Genomic DNA, 19,044 nt, shown 5'->3' with positions numbered 1-19,044 from the left:
AAAATGAGATTGAGAAAACAAGCAATTTATCCATTATTTTTTATGTTATATGTATCATTTGCTTGTTTTGCAAATGAGCCTAATTTTGAAGCGTCTTCCCCTCAAAAAGATCAAAAGATGGTTGTTAATGATAAACCTATTACAATTGATGCAGATAACCAACAAATCGATATTGAAAAAAATATTATTACCTTTAGTGGTAATGTACAGATTGTTCAGGAAGGTCTTACCATTTGGGCTGATAAGGTTGTTATAACCGATATGCAAGACTCTACCAAACAAAAAATTACTGGATATGGTAACCCTGTAAGATATAAGCAAATTATGCCTAAAAATAATAAAGTTGTAACAGGTCATTCATCACAAGTTATTTATGATGTGAAAGAAAGTAATATTGTACTACAAGGTGATGCGGAGCTTATTCAGCAAGATAACCGTATAAAAAGTCCGATCATTACTTATGATGTCAAAAAACAACGAATACTTGCGCAGCCGGGTAATTCAGGACGGGTGAAATCTACTATCATCCCAAGTCAAGTTAAAGAGATGAATAAATAAAATGTCAATTTTAAAAGCTGAAAACCTCGCAAAAGTTTATAAAAAACGACGTGTTGTTGAAGATGTAAGTCTTACCGTCAATTCTGGTGAAATTGTTGGTTTACTTGGTCCTAACGGTGCGGGTAAAACTACTACTTTTTATATGGTAGTTGGCATTGTGACTTTAAATGCAGGAAGAATCTATCTTGATGATCATGATATCAGTATTTTACCATTACATGAGCGTGCTCAAAAAGGTATTGGTTATCTACCTCAAGAAGCCTCAATATTTAGAAAATTATCTGTTATAGACAATATTATGGCTATTTTAGAAACACGCCAAGATATTGACAAAAATGAAAAATTAAATCGAGCAGAAGAGTTACTTGAAGAATTTCATATCACACATATTCGAGACAATATAGGCCAATCTTTATCAGGCGGTGAAAGACGAAGAGTTGAAATTGCTCGAGCTTTAGCTGCTAATCCAAAATTTATTTTACTTGATGAACCATTCGCTGGGGTTGATCCGATTTCTGTTATTGATATCAAAAATATCATTAAACATCTACGAGATCGTGGGTTAGGAGTATTAATTACAGATCATAATGTCCGCGAAACGCTTGATGTTTGTGAACGTGCCTATATAGTAAATAAGGGACATTTAATTGCTGAAGGTACGCCAGATAGCATATTAAATAATGAATATGTAAAACGTGTTTACTTAGGACATGAATTCAGATTATAGATTATGATGAAACAAGGGTTACAACTGAAGGTATCGCAACAGTTGTCAATGACGCCACAATTGCAACTGGCGATTCGAATGTTGCAATTGTCTACATTAGAATTACGACAAGAAATTCAAACCGCACTTGAAAACAATCCACTATTAGAGGTTGCTGATCAATACGATGAGATCAATGTTGAAGAGCATGAGCCTAGCGAAAATATTGATACTCGTGAAGCACTCGATAGTCAAGAAATCCCAGAGGATATTCCTTTAGATGCAACTTTAGATGATATCTATACTGCAGGCACACCATCAGGAACCTATTCAGATTATCGTAATGATGAGTTACCTATCTATCAAGGTGAAACACACGAAACCTTGCATGATTATTTAAATTGGCAATTAGATTTAACGCCTTTTAGTGAGGTAGATCGTGCAATTGCGCTATCCATTATTGAAGCAATAGACGAAAGAGGTTACCTGACTGTTTCAACTGAAGAAATTTTAGAGGAACAAGGTAATAATGAAATTGAGCTTGACGAGGTTGAAGCTGTATTAAAGCGAATTTGGCATTTTGATCCCATCGGGGTTGGAGCAAGAACATTACAAGAATGTTTATCTATTCAAATCCAACATGTAACACCACCGGCGTTAGTAAAAGAGATCATCAATGACAATTTAGATTTATTAGCAAGTCATGATTACCGGACACTGAAAAAACGATTAAATGCTTCTGATGAGCAACTAAAAGAAGCTATTAACTTTATTCAACATTTACAGCCTTATCCGGGTGATTCTGTTAATACCACGCCACCTGATTATGTTATTCCGGACGTTGTAGTGAAAAAAATTGATGGTAAATGGATAGCAGAATTAAATAATGATACTGTTCCAACGCTACGTATTAATCAACACTATGCTGCGATGGAAAAAGTCAGCAATGAACATGACAGCCAATATATTCGCTCACATTTACAAGACGCTAATTGGTTTATAAAAAGTGTCGAGAATCGTAACGAGACGTTATTAAAAGTTAGTCAATTTATTGTTGAGCATCAACAAGACTTTTTTGAAAATGGCGCTGAATATATGAAGCCAATGATTTTATCTGATGTTGCTGAAGCTATAGATATGCATGAATCGACTATTTCACGAGTGACAACGCAAAAATATTTACAATGCCCAACCGGTATTTTTGAGTTAAAATTCTTTTTCTCAAGTCATGTTAACACTCAATCCGGTGGGGAAGCCTCTTCCACAGCAATTCGGGCATTAATTAAAAAATATATTTCAGATGAAGATTCTAAAAAACCTCTGAGTGATAGTAAATTAGTCTCACTCCTTGAAAATCAAGGTATCATAATTGCTCGCCGTACAGTGGCCAAATATCGTGAAGCGTTATCAATACCTCCATCAAGCCATCGAAAACAACTTTAACTTAATTCTTAATATTTAGTCATCACACCTTAAGTGATAACTTAACTGATAAGCAATAAACCATTTATCTAATTGAATTTATTAATATAAAACTCAGTGATTACAAGTATAGCTTTGGTTAGTTATTTATATGAAGTGTAGTTGAAAGTTTATTTAAGAAGTAGTGTGAGATATCATCGCTTAAACAACAATAAGCGATGATATTTTCATAAAGATTTTAAGCTAAAAATGTTGGAATCTTATGTTCAAAGGCACTGATTGCATCTTCATGTTGAAGTGTTAAACCGATATTATCTAGTCCATTTAACAAACAATGGCGTTTAAAAGCATCAATTTTAAAAGGATATTGTTTATCTCCAGCAATGACAACTTCGTTAACCAAATCAATAGTAAACTCAATTCCTTCGTTGGCTTCTACAATCTTGAAAAGCTCATCAACATCTTCTTCAGGTAGATTCACTAACAATAGTTGATTATTGAACGAGTTATTATAAAAAATATCGGCAAAACTCGATCCTATAATAGTTTTAAAACCATAATCTGTTAATGCCCATGGAGCGTGTTCACGAGAAGATCCACAGCCAAAGTTTTCACGAGCTAATAAAATACTCGCACCCTTGTAACGAGGTTTATTTAACACAAATTCAGGGTTTGGTTGTTTACCGGCATCATCTAAAAATCGCCATTCATGAAATGCATGTTGTCCAAATCCTGTACGAGTAACTTTCTGTAAGAATTGTTTAGGAATAATGGCATCAGTATCCACATTTGCAGCATCTAAAGGAACGACTAATCCAGTATGTTTTGTAAATTTCGCCATGACAAGTCTCCTTAAAATGGTTTGCGAATATCAGTAAAATGACCAGTAATGGCAGCAGCCGCCGCCATTGCAGGGCTAACTAAATGTGTTCTGGCATCACGTCCTTGTCGTCCTTCGAAATTACGATTACTGGTTGATGCACAGCGATCGCCAGGAGCTAACTTATCATCATTCATCGCTAAACACATTGAACATCCTGGTAAACGCCATTCAAAACCTGCATCGATGAAAATTTTGTCTAATCCTTCAGCTTCCGCTTGTTCACGTACAGGCCCAGAACCTGGAACAACCAAAGCTTGAACGCCATCAGCTACTTTACGTCCTTTGGCGACTTTTGCCGCAGCACGAAGATCTTCGATACGAGAATTCGTGCAAGAGCCAATAAACACTTTATTGATCTTAATATCAGACATCTTAGTACCAGCAGTTAAACCCATATAAGCTAACGCACGTTCAGCAGACTGTTTTTCAATCGGATCAGAAAAATCTTGTGGATTTGGAACTTGCTTATCAATGGCGGTTACTTGACCAGGGTTAGTTCCCCAAGTTACTTGTGGAGCAATATCTTTAGCTTCCAAAGTTACAATCGTATCGAAATGTGCACCTTCATCTGTTTTTAAGGTTTTCCAATAAGCGACTGCTTGCTCAAAATATGTCCCTTTAGGCGAAAATTGTCGACCTTTCAAATATTCAAATGTGATTTCATCCGGTGCAACCAGTCCAGCTTTGGCACCCATTTCAATCGCCATGTTACATAATGTCATTCGACCTTCCATTGACAAAGATGTAATTGCTTCCCCGCAAAATTCAACTACATGGCCAGTACCACCAGCGCTCGTTGTTTTGCCAATGATGGCTAAAATAATATCTTTAGCAGTTATGCCACTGGCTACTTTGCCTTTTACTTCAATTTTCATGGTTTTAGCCCGACCTTGTTTTAAGGTTTGGGTAGCTAAAACATGTTCAACTTCTGATGTCCCAATACCAAAAGCTAATGCACCAAAAGCACCATGCGTTGCAGTATGTGAGTCACCACACACAATGGTCATACCAGGCAATGTCATGCCTTGTTCAGGTCCAACAACATGAACGATACCTCGTAATGGACTTTGTAAACCATATAAAGATACGCCAAATTCTTCAGCATTCTTAGCTAACTCAGTTAATTGGATTCTAGCCATCTCGCTACAAGCACTTAAATCATTGCTTTTCGTTGAAGTATTGTGATCCATCGTAGCAAATGTTTTATGAGGTTGGCGGACTTTACGATTCATCGCTCGTAAGCCATCAAAGGCTTGAGGAGAGGTTACTTCATGAACCAAATGGCGATCGATATACAAAATAGGGGTCTCATTCGGTGCTTCATAGACAACATGTGCATCATATAATTTTTGATACAATGTTTTTGGTTTTGTAGACATTGCTTATATTCCTTTAATATTCTTTAAAAGGGTTAAAATGATAGCTTAACCCTTAGTCTAAAAATTAAATTAAACGACAAATGGTATCACCCATTTCATCGGTTGAAACATAACTACCACCACGAGCAAGATCGATAGTGCGGGTCCCTTGTTCTAAAGCTTTATTAACTGCATTTTCAATAGCTTTGGCGATATCATCACGTTTTAAACTATAACGCACTAATAATGCTAAAGATAAAATTTGTGCCGCTGGATTAGCAATATTTTTACCAGCAATATCTGGTGCACTACCGCCAGCTGGTTCATATAATCCGAATCCATCTTCATTCAAGCTAGCAGACGGTAGCATTCCCATTGAACCGGTAATCATAGCGCACTCATCAGATAGAATATCACCAAATAAATTAGAACATAATAATACATCAAATTGAGAAGGATCTTTAACAAGTTGCATGGTTGCATTATCGATATACATATGTTCAAGTGCGACATCTGGATATTGTTTAGCAACTTCGTTTACAACTTCACGCCACAATATTGATGTTTGTAATACATTAGCTTTATCAACAGAAGTGACTTTTTTACGACGAATTATTGCAGCTTCAAATGCCATTTTAGCTATACGCTCAATTTCAAAGCGGTGATAAACTTCAGTATCAAAAGCACGTTCTTGAGGGCCAGAACCTTCACGACCTTTAGGTAAACCAAAATAGATACCACCAGTTAGCTCACGCATACATAAAATATCAAAACCACGCTTAGCAATATCTTCACGTAAAGGACATAATTCTTCTAAACCTTGATATAAACTAGCAGGGCGCATATTCGCAAATAATTTAAAATGTTTTCGTAATGGTAATAAAGCTCCGCGTTCAGGTTGTTGATCTGGCGGTAAGTTTGTCCATTTTGGACCACCAACTGAGCCAAACAAAATAGCATCGGCTTTTTCACAACCTTCTAGTGTTTCTTTAGGTAATGGACAACCATGAATATCAATTGCTGCACCACCGACATCATATTCACTAGTCGTAATTGCAAGGTTATATTTTTGACGAATGACTTCAAGTACTTTATAAGCCTGTTTCATCACTTCTGGACCAATACCGTCGCCAGGTAATACTGCAATATGGTAATTTTGAGACATATCTATTCCTTATAATTAATTTAAGCATTTCGTCAATAAATAACGAAATCGCATCTATTTTTTAATCGTGGTGCAATTTTTGTTTTTGCTCAGCAACTTGATTAGCTCTATAAACATTATTTAAAACATTAATTAATGCTAATGCGGATGAATGAACAATATCAGTCGCAAGCCCAACACCGTGGAATTTGCGTCCTTTATATTCGGCAACGATATCAACTTGACCTAAGGCATTTTCACCTTGACCTTTAGAGGCTAATTGATATTTTACAATGGTAATTGGTTCACCGGTAATACGATTTATTGCTTGATAAACTGCATCAACTGGACCATTACCCGTTGCCGCATCTGAATATTTTTGATCGCCAATAATCAAACTTACTGACGCAGTTGAAACGACAGTAGAGCCTGATTGAACATTAAAATAATCTAAAACATAATGCTCTTGATCATCTTTAAGTTGATTAATAAATATCAAAGCTTCTAAATCATAATCAAAAACTTGGCCTTTTTTATCAGCAAGCTCTAAAAAAGCTTCATAAACTTGATCTAAATTATAATCGTTATCGTGGTAACCCAATTCTTCTAGGCGATGTTTAACAGCTGCTCGACCAGAGCGTGAAGTTAAATTTAATTGGATTTGATTTAAACCGATCGACTCTGGTGTCATGATTTCATAAGTTTCGCGGTTTTTTAATACACCATCTTGATGTATTCCTGAAGAGTGGGCAAAAGCATTGCTACCAATAACCGCCTTGTTAGACGGTATTGGTGTATTAGTAATTTGGCTTACAATTTGGCTGGTACGGTAGATTTCTTGATGATTGATATTAGTGTGAACGTTTAAGATATTTTGACGAACTTTGATCGCCATAATCACTTCTTCTAAAGCAGTATTACCAGCTCGTTCACCTAAACCATTCATCGCGCCTTCAATCTGCCGAGCACCTTCCTGAATCGCGCTAATCGAGTTAGCCACCGACATGCCCAAGTCATCATGACAATGAACAGAGATAATCGCTTTATCAATGTTCGGGACACGTTCAAATAAGGTACGAATAATGCCACCAAATTGATAAGGGACAGTATAACCGACAGTATCCGGAATATTGATCGTTGTTGCCCCTGCTTGAATTGCTGCTTCAACAATCCGACATAAATTATCAATTGGGGTACGGCCTGCATCTTCACAAGAAAACTCCACATCATCTGTATAATTACGTGCACGTTTAACACAGTGCACCGCTCGTTCAACGACATCTTCAAATGTCATTTTTAATTTATCTTTAACATGTAAGGTTGATGTCGCCATAAAGGTATGAATACGAAATTGATCGGCTACTTTTAGCGCTTCAGCGGCAACATCAATATCTTTGTCAATACAACGAGACAACGCACATACACGACTATTCTTAATGGTTTTAGCGATAGTTTGTACTGATTCAAAATCACCAGGCGATGAGATAGGAAAACCAACTTCCATCACATCAACCCGCATTCTTTCTAATGCTAAAGCTATTTGTAATTTTTCTTTAACACTTAAACTTGCTTGTAACGCTTGCTCACCATCACGTAATGTTGTGTCAAAAATAATAATCTGATCGCTCATTGTTATTTCCTTTATATTTTGGTGCTATCTCGGTATTTCAAGTTAAGAAAACAAAAAACCCGCACTTTAGCGCGGGTTCTTGTTAATCTATCGAGTTAAGTATTAAATCACTTTTACTCCACACACAAGCTATCCGCGCAAACCGATGCGAGGAGGAGGCTGAGTAGGAGGCTAGTAAATTTAATCATTAACTTCTCAATTGTTATATTATTTATAAAATATTGGTGATATTTTTATCAAATGATCATTGTTGTGTCAATGATTATTTGAATATTAATTACTCATTACAATAAATATCAGCAACAAATATCACCATAATAAAATTAAATTATCGTTAGATTTCTTCAGGAATTTCTATTGTTTCTAATTTTTTAATAATGAAAATGTGTGCAAGAGCCCCAATTAAAGAAACAGCAGAGATATAACACATTGCATAAGCAAAACTATTAGTGTATTCGAGAATTAACCCCATGATAATTGGAGTAATTATACCCGCACAGTTACCAGCAATATTGAAAAATCCTCCAACTGTACCCATTACTTTTGCTGGTACAATATCACTTAGTAAAACCCAACCGATATTTGCAAAAGCATTTGCAAAAAAAGCAAATGATAATAAACCAATGGCAATAGCTGGATAATCTTCAAAAAAGTTAGCTAAACACATAACCCCAGCAAAACCTAACCCTAAAATTGATGGTAATTTTCGTGAAAAAGTTCTACTTTTGCCTTTTTTCATTAATGCATCACTTACAAATCCACTGCATAATAATCCAACCATCGCCATAATATAAGGGAACATTGCCCCAATACCAGCTTTAGATATAGATAAATGTAACCCTTTTTCTAGGTAAACAATAAACCAAGTAAGAAAGAAATAAAGGGTTGAATTTAAGGCAAATTGAGCGATACATAAGCCTAAAAAATTACGTTGCTTTAACACATAACTAATTTCTTTCCATTCAACTTTTTCTTGGCGTTTTTGGGCTTGTCCTAGACCACCTCCTTGTTTTATGTAATCAATTTCAAGTTGATTAGTATTTTTACTATCTAGAGGATCACGATAACGGATTAACCAATAAATACCGAAGATGATACCTACAATACCACAAACGTAAAATGACATTTCCCAACCATAATTAGCCACAACGAAAGCTAAAATTGGTGTCAATCCCGCAAGGCCAATGTATTGCGCACAAGCATAAAGTGCAGTAGCACTAGCTCTTTCTTGGGTAGGAAACCAAGTTGATATTATTTTAGTATTAGCTGGAAAAGATGGCGCTTCAGCTACACCTATTAACGCTCTGCATAACAGTAAAAAAATGAATGATGCTGTTGCTGTGGTAAATAAATGATTTGAAGCAATTCCCATAAGTAGAGTGAATATACTCCATAAAACAATTGCACATCCGTATAATTTTCGTACTCCAATTCGATCAAGTATATAGCCAACTGGTATTTGACTTAAAACATATGCCCAAGTAAACATTGAAAAAAGAAGACCAAGTTGTGTTGGAGTTAATGAAAAATCAGCTTGAATACTTGTGCCGGCTACAGATAAATTTGCTCTATCCATATAATTGATTGCTGTTACAATAAAAAGTAACACCAATACAAAATATCGAGATTTTGTTGCTTTCATGTTATTTCCTTGTTAGTTATACATAACGTCCATTAGTTAAACAGTTACAATCACTCATGATTTTATGAGTTGTTTGATATGCTTGGGAGATTATCCACTCAGGCGTCTTTTCCCAATATTCAGGCCGAAATGTTTCAATCGAAACCATTCCTGTGTATCCCATATCTTTTAATGTGATTAGAAAATTATTTAAATCGAGTACTCCTTTATCGCAAAAACGACGTAATGCTTGAGATAACTGTTCATCAGGTGCGTCGTCACCATTATTTATATGTACAGCAAAAATTTTATTAACAGGAATTTGTTTTATTATTGAAAAGTCGTTCAAACGGTTGTATAGATAAAGATTAAAAGAATCAATAACTAACCCAACATTATCTTTATCTACTGCTTTTACTATTTGCCAGGCTTGTTCAACAGTTCTAACAGAGCTGCGATTAAAACCAACCAATTCAAAGCAAAGTTTAATGCCATAGGGCTTAGCTAAATTTGATAAGTGGGATAGGATTCGTACTGAATTTTTATAATTATCTTCCCATGAACCAATAAATGGCCCGCCATCGGGATTTCTTTGTAATGGGGGAACAATAATAAAATATTCAGATCCAATTATTTGCGCTATTTCGCATCCCCAGATAAATTCTGCTACTAAATCTTGCTCCTGTTGGCTTTGAGAACCATCAAATAATGTTGAAAATGTATAAAGTGCATTTAATGCATGAGGTTTTAAGTTATTTTTTTCAAAAAATTGCTTTAATTCATTTATATCATGATCTTTTAGATATTCATGAAGCATATCTAACCTTAGTTCGATAAAATCAAAGCCATTTTTTTCACACAAGACTAAATCTTTATCTACACTAGAGCATTTCATTGCATTTGATTGATTGTATCCAATTTTCACGATAGCACTCCTAATCTAAAGGAAACTTCACAACTTTATTGCTTTGTGTACTTCGATAAATTGCTTCAATCAACTCAACAGTTTTTAAACCAGCAAGCCCATCAATTAAAGGAGGTGTATCGTTTATTATTGAATTGAGAAAATCTTCAATTTGAAGTTGATGATAATAGTACATGGAATCAACACTATTAAAAAAATCACAATCTTCTTTTTTCCATGTTTGTAACAGATCTTCCTCACCTTGAATTGTCCATAAATCATTATATGGGGGCTCAGTAATTGAAGATACACCAGCAATAAACATTGCACCTCCATCAGTTTGTACTCCAATAGAAGCTCCATTTTCACCATGGATATGTACTTTTCCATATAGCGCAGGATTTTGAGAATTACTTACTAACACATTACCTATACCACCATTCTTGAATTTAATAATTGCAACGGCTGTATCTTCGACTTCGATATAAGGATGATTTAAGTTACTCCATAATCCATAAACCTCTTCTACTTCACCCATGTACCATAAAAGTAAATCCAGTTGATGAGGAGCTTGATTGACTAAAACGCCTCCACCTTCACCTTTCCATGTTCCTCTCCAAGGATCACTCTCGTAGTAAGCCTTATCACGCCAACCTAACATTGTTACTGTTCCGATGATTGGTTTTCCGATTTTTCCTTCATCAATTGCTTTTTTTATTCTTAAACATGGTCTATAAAAACGACGTTGACATACGGTTCCGACTTTAGCTTTTCCGTTTTTGGCAGCAGATAATATTGCATGAGAATCGGCTAAATTTGATGCTAAAGGTTTTTCGACAAGAATATGGCATCCTAAACTTGTTGCAGTTATGGCGACCGATGCATGGATAGGGTGAGGAGTACAAATACTCAACATCTCAATTCCTTCATTTAAAATCATTTGCTCAACATTATCATAGGCTTTAACACCATACTGTTTAGCAAATTCTTGAGCTCGTGATAAGTTCTGATCACAAACAGCAATAAAATTAGATTGTTTTAAATTCATTAATGCTTTTGCGTGAAAATGTCCTACTTTTCCACAACCAACAATAGCTGTTTTTAAATTTTCCATTCAATAAAATCCTCCAATGTTACTGGTAACTTATTGATTCAAAAAAAATGAATCAATTTTTTTCAATTATAAGATTAATCGAATAATAAATTATTTGATACCGGTCACATTTTTGGAAAAATTATTTTCTATTTATCAAATTAAGGATTAACTCGGCATAACCAAAGGATTATATTTTTTTGAAAGTAAATCAATTTCTATATCCATCACTGATTATTAATGGTTCATCAAACATGAACGCTAAGAAATAAATTGAAAAATAGTTTAATAGTATGCAAAATGGTAGGAATTTAAGGGCATAAGCGATAAGGTGCCTGATAAGTACTTTTCAATAGATTCAAAATAATCATTTCAAAAATAAGAATGTTCATTATTTATGTATCATTTTTTGCTCTAAAAAATAGTTTTACACAAGTAACGCTATTTCAGAATTAATTATCAATTATTGGAGCCATTATGAATATTGTCGAAATTTCACAAAAACGTTATACCACCAAACATTATGATAAAACGAAAAAGATTCCCCAAGATAAGATTGAGCAGTTATTAACTGTTTTAAGAAACAGTCCGTCATCGGTCAACTCTCAACCGTGGCATTTTTATGTTATTGATAATGAAGCGGCCAAAAATAAAATTTTGCCGGCAATAGCTGATTTTAATCAACCACGTGTCACCGGCTCATCACATACTATTGTTTTTTGTATTAAAACTCCGTTGGATGAAGCCCATTTAGTTAATCTCCTTAATCAAGAAGAGAAAGACGGTCGTTTGCCTTCGGCGGAATTAAAGGCGTCTCAAGATCAGGGACGACGTTATTTTGTAAATTTAAATAGCAAAACACCTGAATCACAACAGTGCTGGGAAGGTAAACAAGCCTATATTGCATTAGGGCAATTGCTTTTTGCTGCTGCGGCAATTGGTGTTGATTCTACCGCAATAGAGGGTTACGATTCTGCTAAAATGGATGAAATTTTAGATCTTAAAAGCAAAGGATTGAAAAGCATTGTGGTTGCAACGTTAGGTTATCGTGCTCAAGATGATGGTAATGCGCATCGTCCAAAATCACGTTTGCCGAAAGATCAAATCTTCACCTTTTTATAATCTGATTAACATCCCACCTCGTATTAGGTGGGATGAGTAAAAAAGGTATGTTTTTATTTCACTGAATAATTTTTATAGTGTTTCAGTTTCTCTTCCAGCGCTTGTTGTTGTTCTAAACTAAACTCGTTATAAAAAAAGTAATACCCCGAACTCTCTTGTATGAAAAACACATAACCTTTTGATGTTTTATCTATTTTATGAAATTCAGCATAGTTAATATTAAAAGATCCAACTGTTTTTTTGTAATTGAATGTTAGATGATCATCATAAAAAATACAGGTCATACTGCCAAAGCGTTCATTCAATGTTAAAACCTGCTTTTTTGATTGTTTTTTAAAATTAGCCAAAAATAAGGTAAGTAATAAAATAGGCAGTATGAAAATTAGTACTGATAAAGTAGGATTTTTTGGAAATAGCAACAAACTCAAAAATAAAAGGATAGTAGATAAAATAAACATCCTTTTTCTTGAATTTCGAAATTGATAACAAATAAAAGCATATACTTTTTGATAGTCAAATTGATAATTTACCGTTGCTATTTCGGGTTGTTGGTTTTTGCTTAAATAAGGAGCCAGATAATCTTTTAGCAGCAGTAACTCATCCGGTTGAAACAGATCAAAACGAACAAATTCAAAAATAATCTTATTACTAAAAAAAAATAATCCAGTTGTGGTTTCTTTTATTTGATACAAATCAGAGTAATAGAAAGTACTGACTTCGTTTTTATCTCTATTTAGCTGTACTATTTTTTCATTATCGAAGGTGAAGGTAAAATTACGCATATTATCAGCAATCGAATCATCTAATTGCTGTGCAAAATCATTATCTAAACAATCTAGCAGTGCGTAATAAGTATCAACTAAATATTGTCGATCAATGTGGCAATTAACGGTGATATTACTCATCCTTGCTCCTAAAATGGTCTTTATCACTAATACTGTCAATTTAATTGATTATATATAAAACCGATTAAATTGCATGTAAAAAACAAAACCGACAGTGAATAAATCTAATCAATTCGACAAATAACCCTAGACCCCATTGACAGAAACGTTACAATATACGGCATGACTTTTATAGCAAGTAAAATTAACTTAGCTATGATTAATTTAACAAACGGATGATGTTTTATGGCGCAATATGTTTATACCATGAATCGTGTTGGGAAGATTGTTCCTCCTAAACGTTATATTTTAAAAGATATCTCATTAAGTTTTTTCCCCGGTGCCAAAATTGGTGTTCTTGGCTTAAATGGGGCAGGTAAATCGACATTACTACGAATTATGGCTGGAGTGGATACCGAAATTGAAGGTGAATCTCGTCCACAGCCGGACATTAAAATAGGTTATTTACCGCAAGAACCTAAACTTGATCCTAAGCAAACTGTACGTGAAGCTATTGAGCAAGCCGTTGGTGATGCCAAAAAAGCTTTGGCTCGTTTAGATGAAGTGTATGCGGCTTATGCTGATCCAGATGCTGATTTTGACAAATTAGCCAAAGAACAAGCGGAACTTGAAGCAATCATACAATCGCAAGATGCGCATAATTTAGATAACCAACTAGAGCGAGCAGCTGACGCCTTGCGTCTACCGGATTGGGATGCAAAAATCGAAAATTTATCCGGTGGTGAACGCCGTCGTGTTGCTATTTGTCAGTTATTGCTGGAAAAACCGGACATGTTATTAATTGACGAACCAACTAACCATTTAGATGCTGAATCTGTCGCATGGTTAGAACGCTTTTTACATGACTATGAAGGCACGGTGGTCGCTGTAACCCATGACCGTTACTTCTTAGACAATGTTGCTGGTTGGATTTTAGAGCTAGACCGTGGTGAAGGTATTCCATGGGAAGGTAATTACTCTTCTTGGCTTGAACAGAAAGATCAGCGATTAGCGCAAGAAGCGGCAACCGAATCCGCTCGCCGTAAGTCGATTGAAAAAGAGCTTGAATGGGTGCGTCAAAATCCGAAAGGGCGACAAGCAAAAAGCAAAGCTCGTTTAGCCCGTTTTGAAGAGCTTAATAGCAACGATTACCAAAAACGTAATGAGACCAATGAACTCTTTATTCCGCCTGGGCAACGTTTAGGTGATAAAGTCATTGAAGTCGCTAATTTAACTAAATCATATGGCGATCGAGTATTAATCGATAATCTCTCATTTAGTATTCCTAAAGGGGCGATTGTTGGGATCATTGGTCCAAATGGTGCGGGTAAATCGACGCTATTTAGAATGCTATCGGGTAAAGAACAACCAGATTCAGGAACTATCACATTAGGTGATACCGTACAACTTGCCTCTGTCGATCAATTCCGTGACAGTATGGATGATAATAAGACTGTTTGGGATGAAATTTCAAATGGACAAGACATCATGCGTATTGGTAACTTCGAAATCCCAAGCCGTGCTTATGTTGGTCGCTTTAATTTTAAAGGTGTGGATCAACAAAAACGAGTTGGTGAATTGTCTGGTGGTGAACGTGGTCGGGTGCATTTAGCTAAGTTATTACAAGTTGGTGGTAATGTACTATTACTCGATGAGCCAACCAATGACTTAGATGTTGAAACACTGCGAGCGCTTGAAAATGCGTTATTAGAATTTCCGGGCTGTGCATTAGTTATTTCGCATGACCGTTGGTTCTTAGACCGCATTGCAACTCATATTCTCGATTACCAAGACGAAGGGCATGTGGAGTTCTTTGAAGGTAACTTTACCGAATATGAAGAGTGGAAAAAACGCACTTTAGGCGCGGAGGCACTTGAACCTAAACGAGCCAAATATAAACGAATTACAAAATAACTTCATAAATTATTCCGCCGAAAGTTATCGGCGGATTTATCAATCTCTAATCAATAAAAATTTAAAGCAAGGATTTAGATGTCTTAACCAACTTAGCAAAAGTATCGGTTAATAATCTTGGAATTGCTGTAATACCTCGAGCTTTAGCATCATCACACACTGCAATAGCCAAATCTGGTTTTGAACTTTTATGGATCGCCTTTTGAATAATTTTGGGTACCGACATATCAATATGAGCAACGGTATTATAAGCAGCTAATTTATAGACATGACTAAAGCCATGTTTGAATAAAAAGTTTTCAATATCACGCGCGGGTAATACAGTAATATAATCGTTTAGATTTTCACCTGGAGCACATTGTGATTGCACGGTTTCGGCATATTTTTTTCCAGCCATATCGCCATCAGTAATCACGTACCAACGAATGCCCATTTTATTTGCATAATGGATTAATGGTTTTAAACCACATTGCGCAAATTCTAACAATTGAATTCCTTCCGAACTTAAGTGATAACCACTTTGTTCTGCGAGCTCTCTTAATAACCACACTTCAGTTTCACCCTCAACCAGTAACCAACAACGGGCAAATAGGGCTGTAGGGCGTCGATAAAGGACATGGAATAAAATGCGTCGACTATCGGCAACACTCAATGAATGAGGTGAAATGTACTTAGTGACAATTTGATCTGGAAGTCGGATTAATCGATAAATACTCTCCAAAGGAAATAACGACACCAAATCACTTGAATTAGAGGTAATAATTTTTTGAGCGGGTAAATTTTTCAATAATCGAAAGCCAACCGATAAAATAATTGGATGTAGCTGACTTTCTGGCTCTTCCAAAATTAAAATAGGGACTGAACTGTGTGATAGAGGATTATCACCCTTAGCATTAACAATAGAACCAAATATACCTAAAAGGGCAGTACGTAGATAATCATTATCCAAATCATCCAAAATATTATTGATGCGCTCAAGAGAATTCCAATCTTCTATTTTTGGATTATTTTTTTGCGCCATTTTTTTATAATTAGAACGTTGTTGATAATCAACAAAATAGTATTCTAATAATGAACGAGCAGCTTGTAATCCTCGATTAAGTTCAGCTTGGCTCAATTGCTCTGAATGGGCTTTTAACTGTTCGGAAAGCTGGTCAATAAAGTGTTGTGATAAAGGTTGATTAGTAACAGGTAAATCTTTAGCATTAATCGAATTTTTAAGCGGCATCACTGGATTCAAATTAATTAAAATAGCAATTAATAACTTAGAATCATCTAATTTTAACAACTGTCCGTGCTCATTTAACAAATGATGCTCAGTGATAATACTATCACCACTTTTTTGAGCACTCATTTGGTAAGTAATTCGATATAAATTATCTAACTGCGAGCTATAGCTAACGGCTTGCAAAGGTTGATAAGCTTGTTCATTTAATTGATTTGGATAGGATTCACAATAGACAACATTTATTGAGATATGATTACCATCATTATCATTATCATAATAGAAATCTGAATCGACAAACTGATAAAACTTATTATCTAGAGTTAGCAACTTTAACGCACTAAGTAAACTTGATTTCCCCCATTGATTTTCACCAATTAGAACGCTTGATTTAGCGTTAAGTTTTAACGAAAGTTGCTTAATTCCTCTAAACCCTTTGATATCAATTTGTTCAATAAACATGACATATCCTTATGGTTAAAGTTGGTACTTTTCAGTTCGTTTCGCAATGCGCTCAGCTTTACGCTTAGCACTATCAATTAACTTATGCTCATCACGTACAATGGCTTTAATGGGTTTATTAAAATAGGTTCTTAAAAAACGCCAAATATCTCGCTGAGTTAGCCCAATATTAATTGATGAAAAGTAAAGTCCAATTAAATCTTTATCACGCCAACGCGTCGGGACTTTATCACGTGTTTGTGCTCGATGAAGATCAATTACAGAAAGTTTTATTTCTTCACTATTTTCATATAACGGTAAATCCAACAAAAAATGACACAAATAACAATCACGGTGATTCACACCCGCGCCGTGCATTTTAGCGGTCATATTAGCTAAATAAATAGTTAACGAACGTTTTAAATGATAGCTAGGTGGATTGTCTAACCATGGTCGAGTAAAATCCTCTAAACTAATGGTTGGATTAAGATCTTTAGTAATAATAAACGAATGCCGAGTAAGCGGATTTAATCCCTTGCGCCCAAAAGCTCGCCCATCCATCGTATTAACACCAACTTGCTCTAAACGATGAATTGCATCCCACTCTTGTTTAGCATCTAGAACTGGCAAACGTAAAGAAATAAGGTTTTTTACAATCTCTTTAACCGTGCTGCCACGATGAATTTTAATAAAATAAGATTCACCATCCAACTCAAAATTAAGGGTTTTTCTTTGTTTAACCGCACGATAAACTTTACCTGAAATTAATTCAACTTCAGTGAATGGATCTTTACCTAACCATAACTCTTTAAAGGGTGATTTTAGTTTGATTTCATTCATAACGACATCCTAAAATAATGTCTGCTGCGCGTTGTGCTAGATGATATAAATCTTCACTATCACCATAAGCAATCGCATGATTATGCCAATTACCCCATTGCTCCTTATCACTAATAGACCGTTCTAACGCTTGATTCAATGTGCTTTGATCATAAGGTTCTGGCAGCACAATGCCGGCATTAGCTTGGCTGATATGATAAGCATACCCAGAAATACCCGACACAATCACCGGTACCCCAGCCGCTAAAGCTTCAATCAATACCATGCCTGCGGCTTCTTGCCTTGCCGGATGCAACAAGAGATCGGCTGAAAATAGAAAATCAGGAATATCATTACGACCGGAGAAAAAACGCACTTGTTTACTAATGCCTAAGTCATCGGCTAACTTCTGATAAGGTTCAGGATTATCCTGTCCTACGACCAGATAGCTAACTTTCTGCCTAAGCGCATCGGGTAAAGCTGCAATAGCTCTCAAAGAACGGTCAACTCCCTTACGTTTAAAATCTGACCCAATTTGCACAATTACAAAATCATCTAAGCTAATTTGATTAGCTTGTCGAAATTGTTCACGTTTTTTGGGGCTATCAGCACAATATTTTCGATCTAAAGCAATCCCTGGCGGTAATAAAAAAAATCGCTCATCTTGGGTATGATAGTGATTCTTAAAATCTTGAATTTGTTGCTTAGTTAGCACCATGATTTTAGTTTGTGAACTAGGTGAAAATACCGATTTTTCAAATGCTAAATAGTGCTTGCAACGTTTCGATAATCTATAAAGAAAGCCTTTATGAGCGGCTTTTTCAGCAAAACAAGTATCTCCAGCAAAATAGACATCCAAATCAGGCATTTTATTAAAACCCACCACACAGTTTACTGGATTAGCTTGTAAGTGAGCTTTCACCCAATGATAATAGGCTTGATTTCGGCTATGGTTAGAGAATCCTTTTTGGGGCACGATAATAATATCAATCCCAGCTGGTTTATCACCTTGCCAGTCCAATACATAAACACGGATCTGATGTCCACGAGCTTGGCAAGCGGTAGCAATTTGCAAGAAATCACGTTGTAACCCGCCAAAAGGGAAATATTTATAAATACAAAAAGCTAGTTGCATCTAGATTGCCTCAAGTCAGAAAGGAATATTATATACTCACTCTTGATTGATGCGCAAAGCTTGATTTTGCCTACAAGGATTGTTAAGACTATTTATAAATTCCAGTATTTAAGAGTGAAATAGTAAAAACTAAATAGAATCTAAAAGCGATTTTAACGGTTAGAATCGCAAATAATTATCTTTTC

At 35.4% G+C, this 19,044-nt stretch carries 16 protein-coding genes; 5 read left to right on the top strand and 11 right to left on the bottom strand.

The genetic code is table 11. From position 1 onward, the window contains the following. Positions 1–3 precede the first annotated feature (3 nt). From lptA to J3U16_RS01575, 3 genes are read left to right on the top strand one after another with little or no spacing between them, the layout of a single operon-like run. Positions 4–558, top strand: a complete 555-nt coding sequence (lptA, locus tag J3U16_RS01585) for a lipopolysaccharide transport periplasmic protein LptA (RefSeq protein ID WP_267330076.1) — start codon at positions 4–6, stop codon at positions 556–558. 1 nt (position 559) lies between these two features. Then, positions 560–1,285 carry an LPS export ABC transporter ATP-binding protein gene (gene lptB / locus J3U16_RS01580; protein ID WP_065562280.1) on the top strand — a complete coding sequence of 242 codons (726 nt, stop codon included), beginning with the start codon at positions 560–562 and terminating at the stop codon, positions 1,283–1,285. A gap of 6 nt (positions 1,286–1,291) precedes the next feature. Beyond that, on the top strand, positions 1,292–2,707 hold the full coding sequence (locus tag J3U16_RS01575; RefSeq protein WP_416379925.1) for an RNA polymerase factor sigma-54: 1,416 nt from the start codon (positions 1,292–1,294) through the stop codon (positions 2,705–2,707). Positions 2,708–2,924: 217 nt separating this feature from the next. Here J3U16_RS01575 and leuD read toward each other — a convergent pair whose 3' ends face one another. The 7 genes from leuD to J3U16_RS01540 form a co-directional block, all read right to left on the bottom strand. Then, the gene (leuD, locus tag J3U16_RS01570; RefSeq protein ID WP_065562279.1) at positions 2,925–3,527 is read right to left on the bottom strand and encodes a 3-isopropylmalate dehydratase small subunit; all 603 of its coding nucleotides are present in this window, start codon (positions 3,525–3,527) and stop codon (positions 2,925–2,927) included. 11 nt (positions 3,528–3,538) lie between these two features. Then, the gene (gene leuC, locus J3U16_RS01565) at positions 3,539–4,948 is read right to left on the bottom strand and encodes a 3-isopropylmalate dehydratase large subunit (RefSeq protein WP_267330078.1); all 1,410 of its coding nucleotides are present in this window, start codon (positions 4,946–4,948) and stop codon (positions 3,539–3,541) included. A gap of 64 nt (positions 4,949–5,012) precedes the next feature. Continuing rightward, positions 5,013–6,092, bottom strand: a complete 1,080-nt coding sequence (gene leuB / locus J3U16_RS01560) for a 3-isopropylmalate dehydrogenase (RefSeq protein WP_267342423.1) — start codon at positions 6,090–6,092, stop codon at positions 5,013–5,015. 61 nt (positions 6,093–6,153) lie between these two features. Further along, positions 6,154–7,701 (bottom strand): 2-isopropylmalate synthase, encoded by a 1,548-nt coding sequence (gene leuA / locus J3U16_RS01555; RefSeq protein ID WP_065734235.1) that lies wholly within the window; start codon positions 7,699–7,701, stop codon positions 6,154–6,156. 334 nt (positions 7,702–8,035) lie between these two features. Next, a complete protein-coding gene (locus J3U16_RS01550; RefSeq protein WP_267342421.1) occupies positions 8,036–9,343 on the bottom strand; it encodes an MFS transporter in 1,308 nt (435 codons plus the stop codon). A gap of 16 nt (positions 9,344–9,359) precedes the next feature. After that, positions 9,360–10,247 (bottom strand): sugar phosphate isomerase/epimerase family protein, encoded by an 888-nt coding sequence (locus J3U16_RS01545; RefSeq protein WP_267338222.1) that lies wholly within the window; start codon positions 10,245–10,247, stop codon positions 9,360–9,362. A 10-nt stretch (positions 10,248–10,257) separates the two neighbouring features. Beyond that, complete coding sequence (locus J3U16_RS01540) at positions 10,258–11,340, bottom strand: Gfo/Idh/MocA family protein (protein WP_065734238.1); 1,083 nt, start codon at positions 11,338–11,340, stop codon at positions 10,258–10,260. Positions 11,341–11,796: 456 nt separating this feature from the next. Between J3U16_RS01540 and nfsB the strand changes: the two genes are divergently transcribed. Continuing rightward, entirely contained in the window at positions 11,797–12,441 is a 645-nt protein-coding gene (gene nfsB / locus J3U16_RS01535) for an oxygen-insensitive NAD(P)H nitroreductase (RefSeq protein ID WP_065562275.1), read from the top strand. Positions 12,442–12,494: 53 nt separating this feature from the next. On the opposite strand, the gene J3U16_RS01530 is transcribed toward nfsB, so the two are convergent. Beyond that, positions 12,495–13,346, bottom strand: a complete 852-nt coding sequence (locus tag J3U16_RS01530) for a YcxB family protein (RefSeq protein WP_267342419.1) — start codon at positions 13,344–13,346, stop codon at positions 12,495–12,497. 225 nt (positions 13,347–13,571) lie between these two features. On the opposite strand from J3U16_RS01530, the gene ettA reads away from it, so the two are divergent. Further along, complete coding sequence (gene ettA / locus J3U16_RS01525; protein ID WP_267342417.1) at positions 13,572–15,239, top strand: energy-dependent translational throttle protein EttA; 1,668 nt, start codon at positions 13,572–13,574, stop codon at positions 15,237–15,239. A 61-nt stretch (positions 15,240–15,300) separates the two neighbouring features. Here the strand turns inward: ettA and J3U16_RS01520 are convergent, their stop codons facing one another. Genes J3U16_RS01520 through J3U16_RS01510 form a run of 3 tightly spaced genes read right to left on the bottom strand, consistent with a single transcriptional unit; the run spans position 15,301 to position 18,859 of the window. After that, complete coding sequence (locus J3U16_RS01520; protein ID WP_267342416.1) at positions 15,301–16,926, bottom strand: DUF2813 domain-containing protein; 1,626 nt, start codon at positions 16,924–16,926, stop codon at positions 15,301–15,303. Between the two features lie 15 nt (positions 16,927–16,941). Continuing rightward, a complete protein-coding gene (gene rfaP / locus J3U16_RS01515; protein ID WP_220225087.1) occupies positions 16,942–17,745 on the bottom strand; it encodes a lipopolysaccharide core heptose(I) kinase RfaP in 804 nt (267 codons plus the stop codon). Continuing rightward, entirely contained in the window at positions 17,738–18,859 is a 1,122-nt protein-coding gene (locus J3U16_RS01510; RefSeq protein WP_267342415.1) for a glycosyltransferase family 4 protein, read from the bottom strand. The genes rfaP and J3U16_RS01510 overlap by 8 nt, the downstream gene beginning before the upstream one ends. Positions 18,860–19,044 lie beyond the last annotated feature (185 nt).

The organism is Gilliamella sp. B3023 (assembly GCF_026536845.1).
In the GTDB taxonomy this organism is placed as follows: Bacteria; Pseudomonadota; Gammaproteobacteria; order Enterobacterales; family Orbaceae; genus Gilliamella; species Gilliamella apicola_E.
Note: the sequence above shows the minus strand (reverse complement) of the source record. Positions and strands in the feature narration are given on the sequence as shown.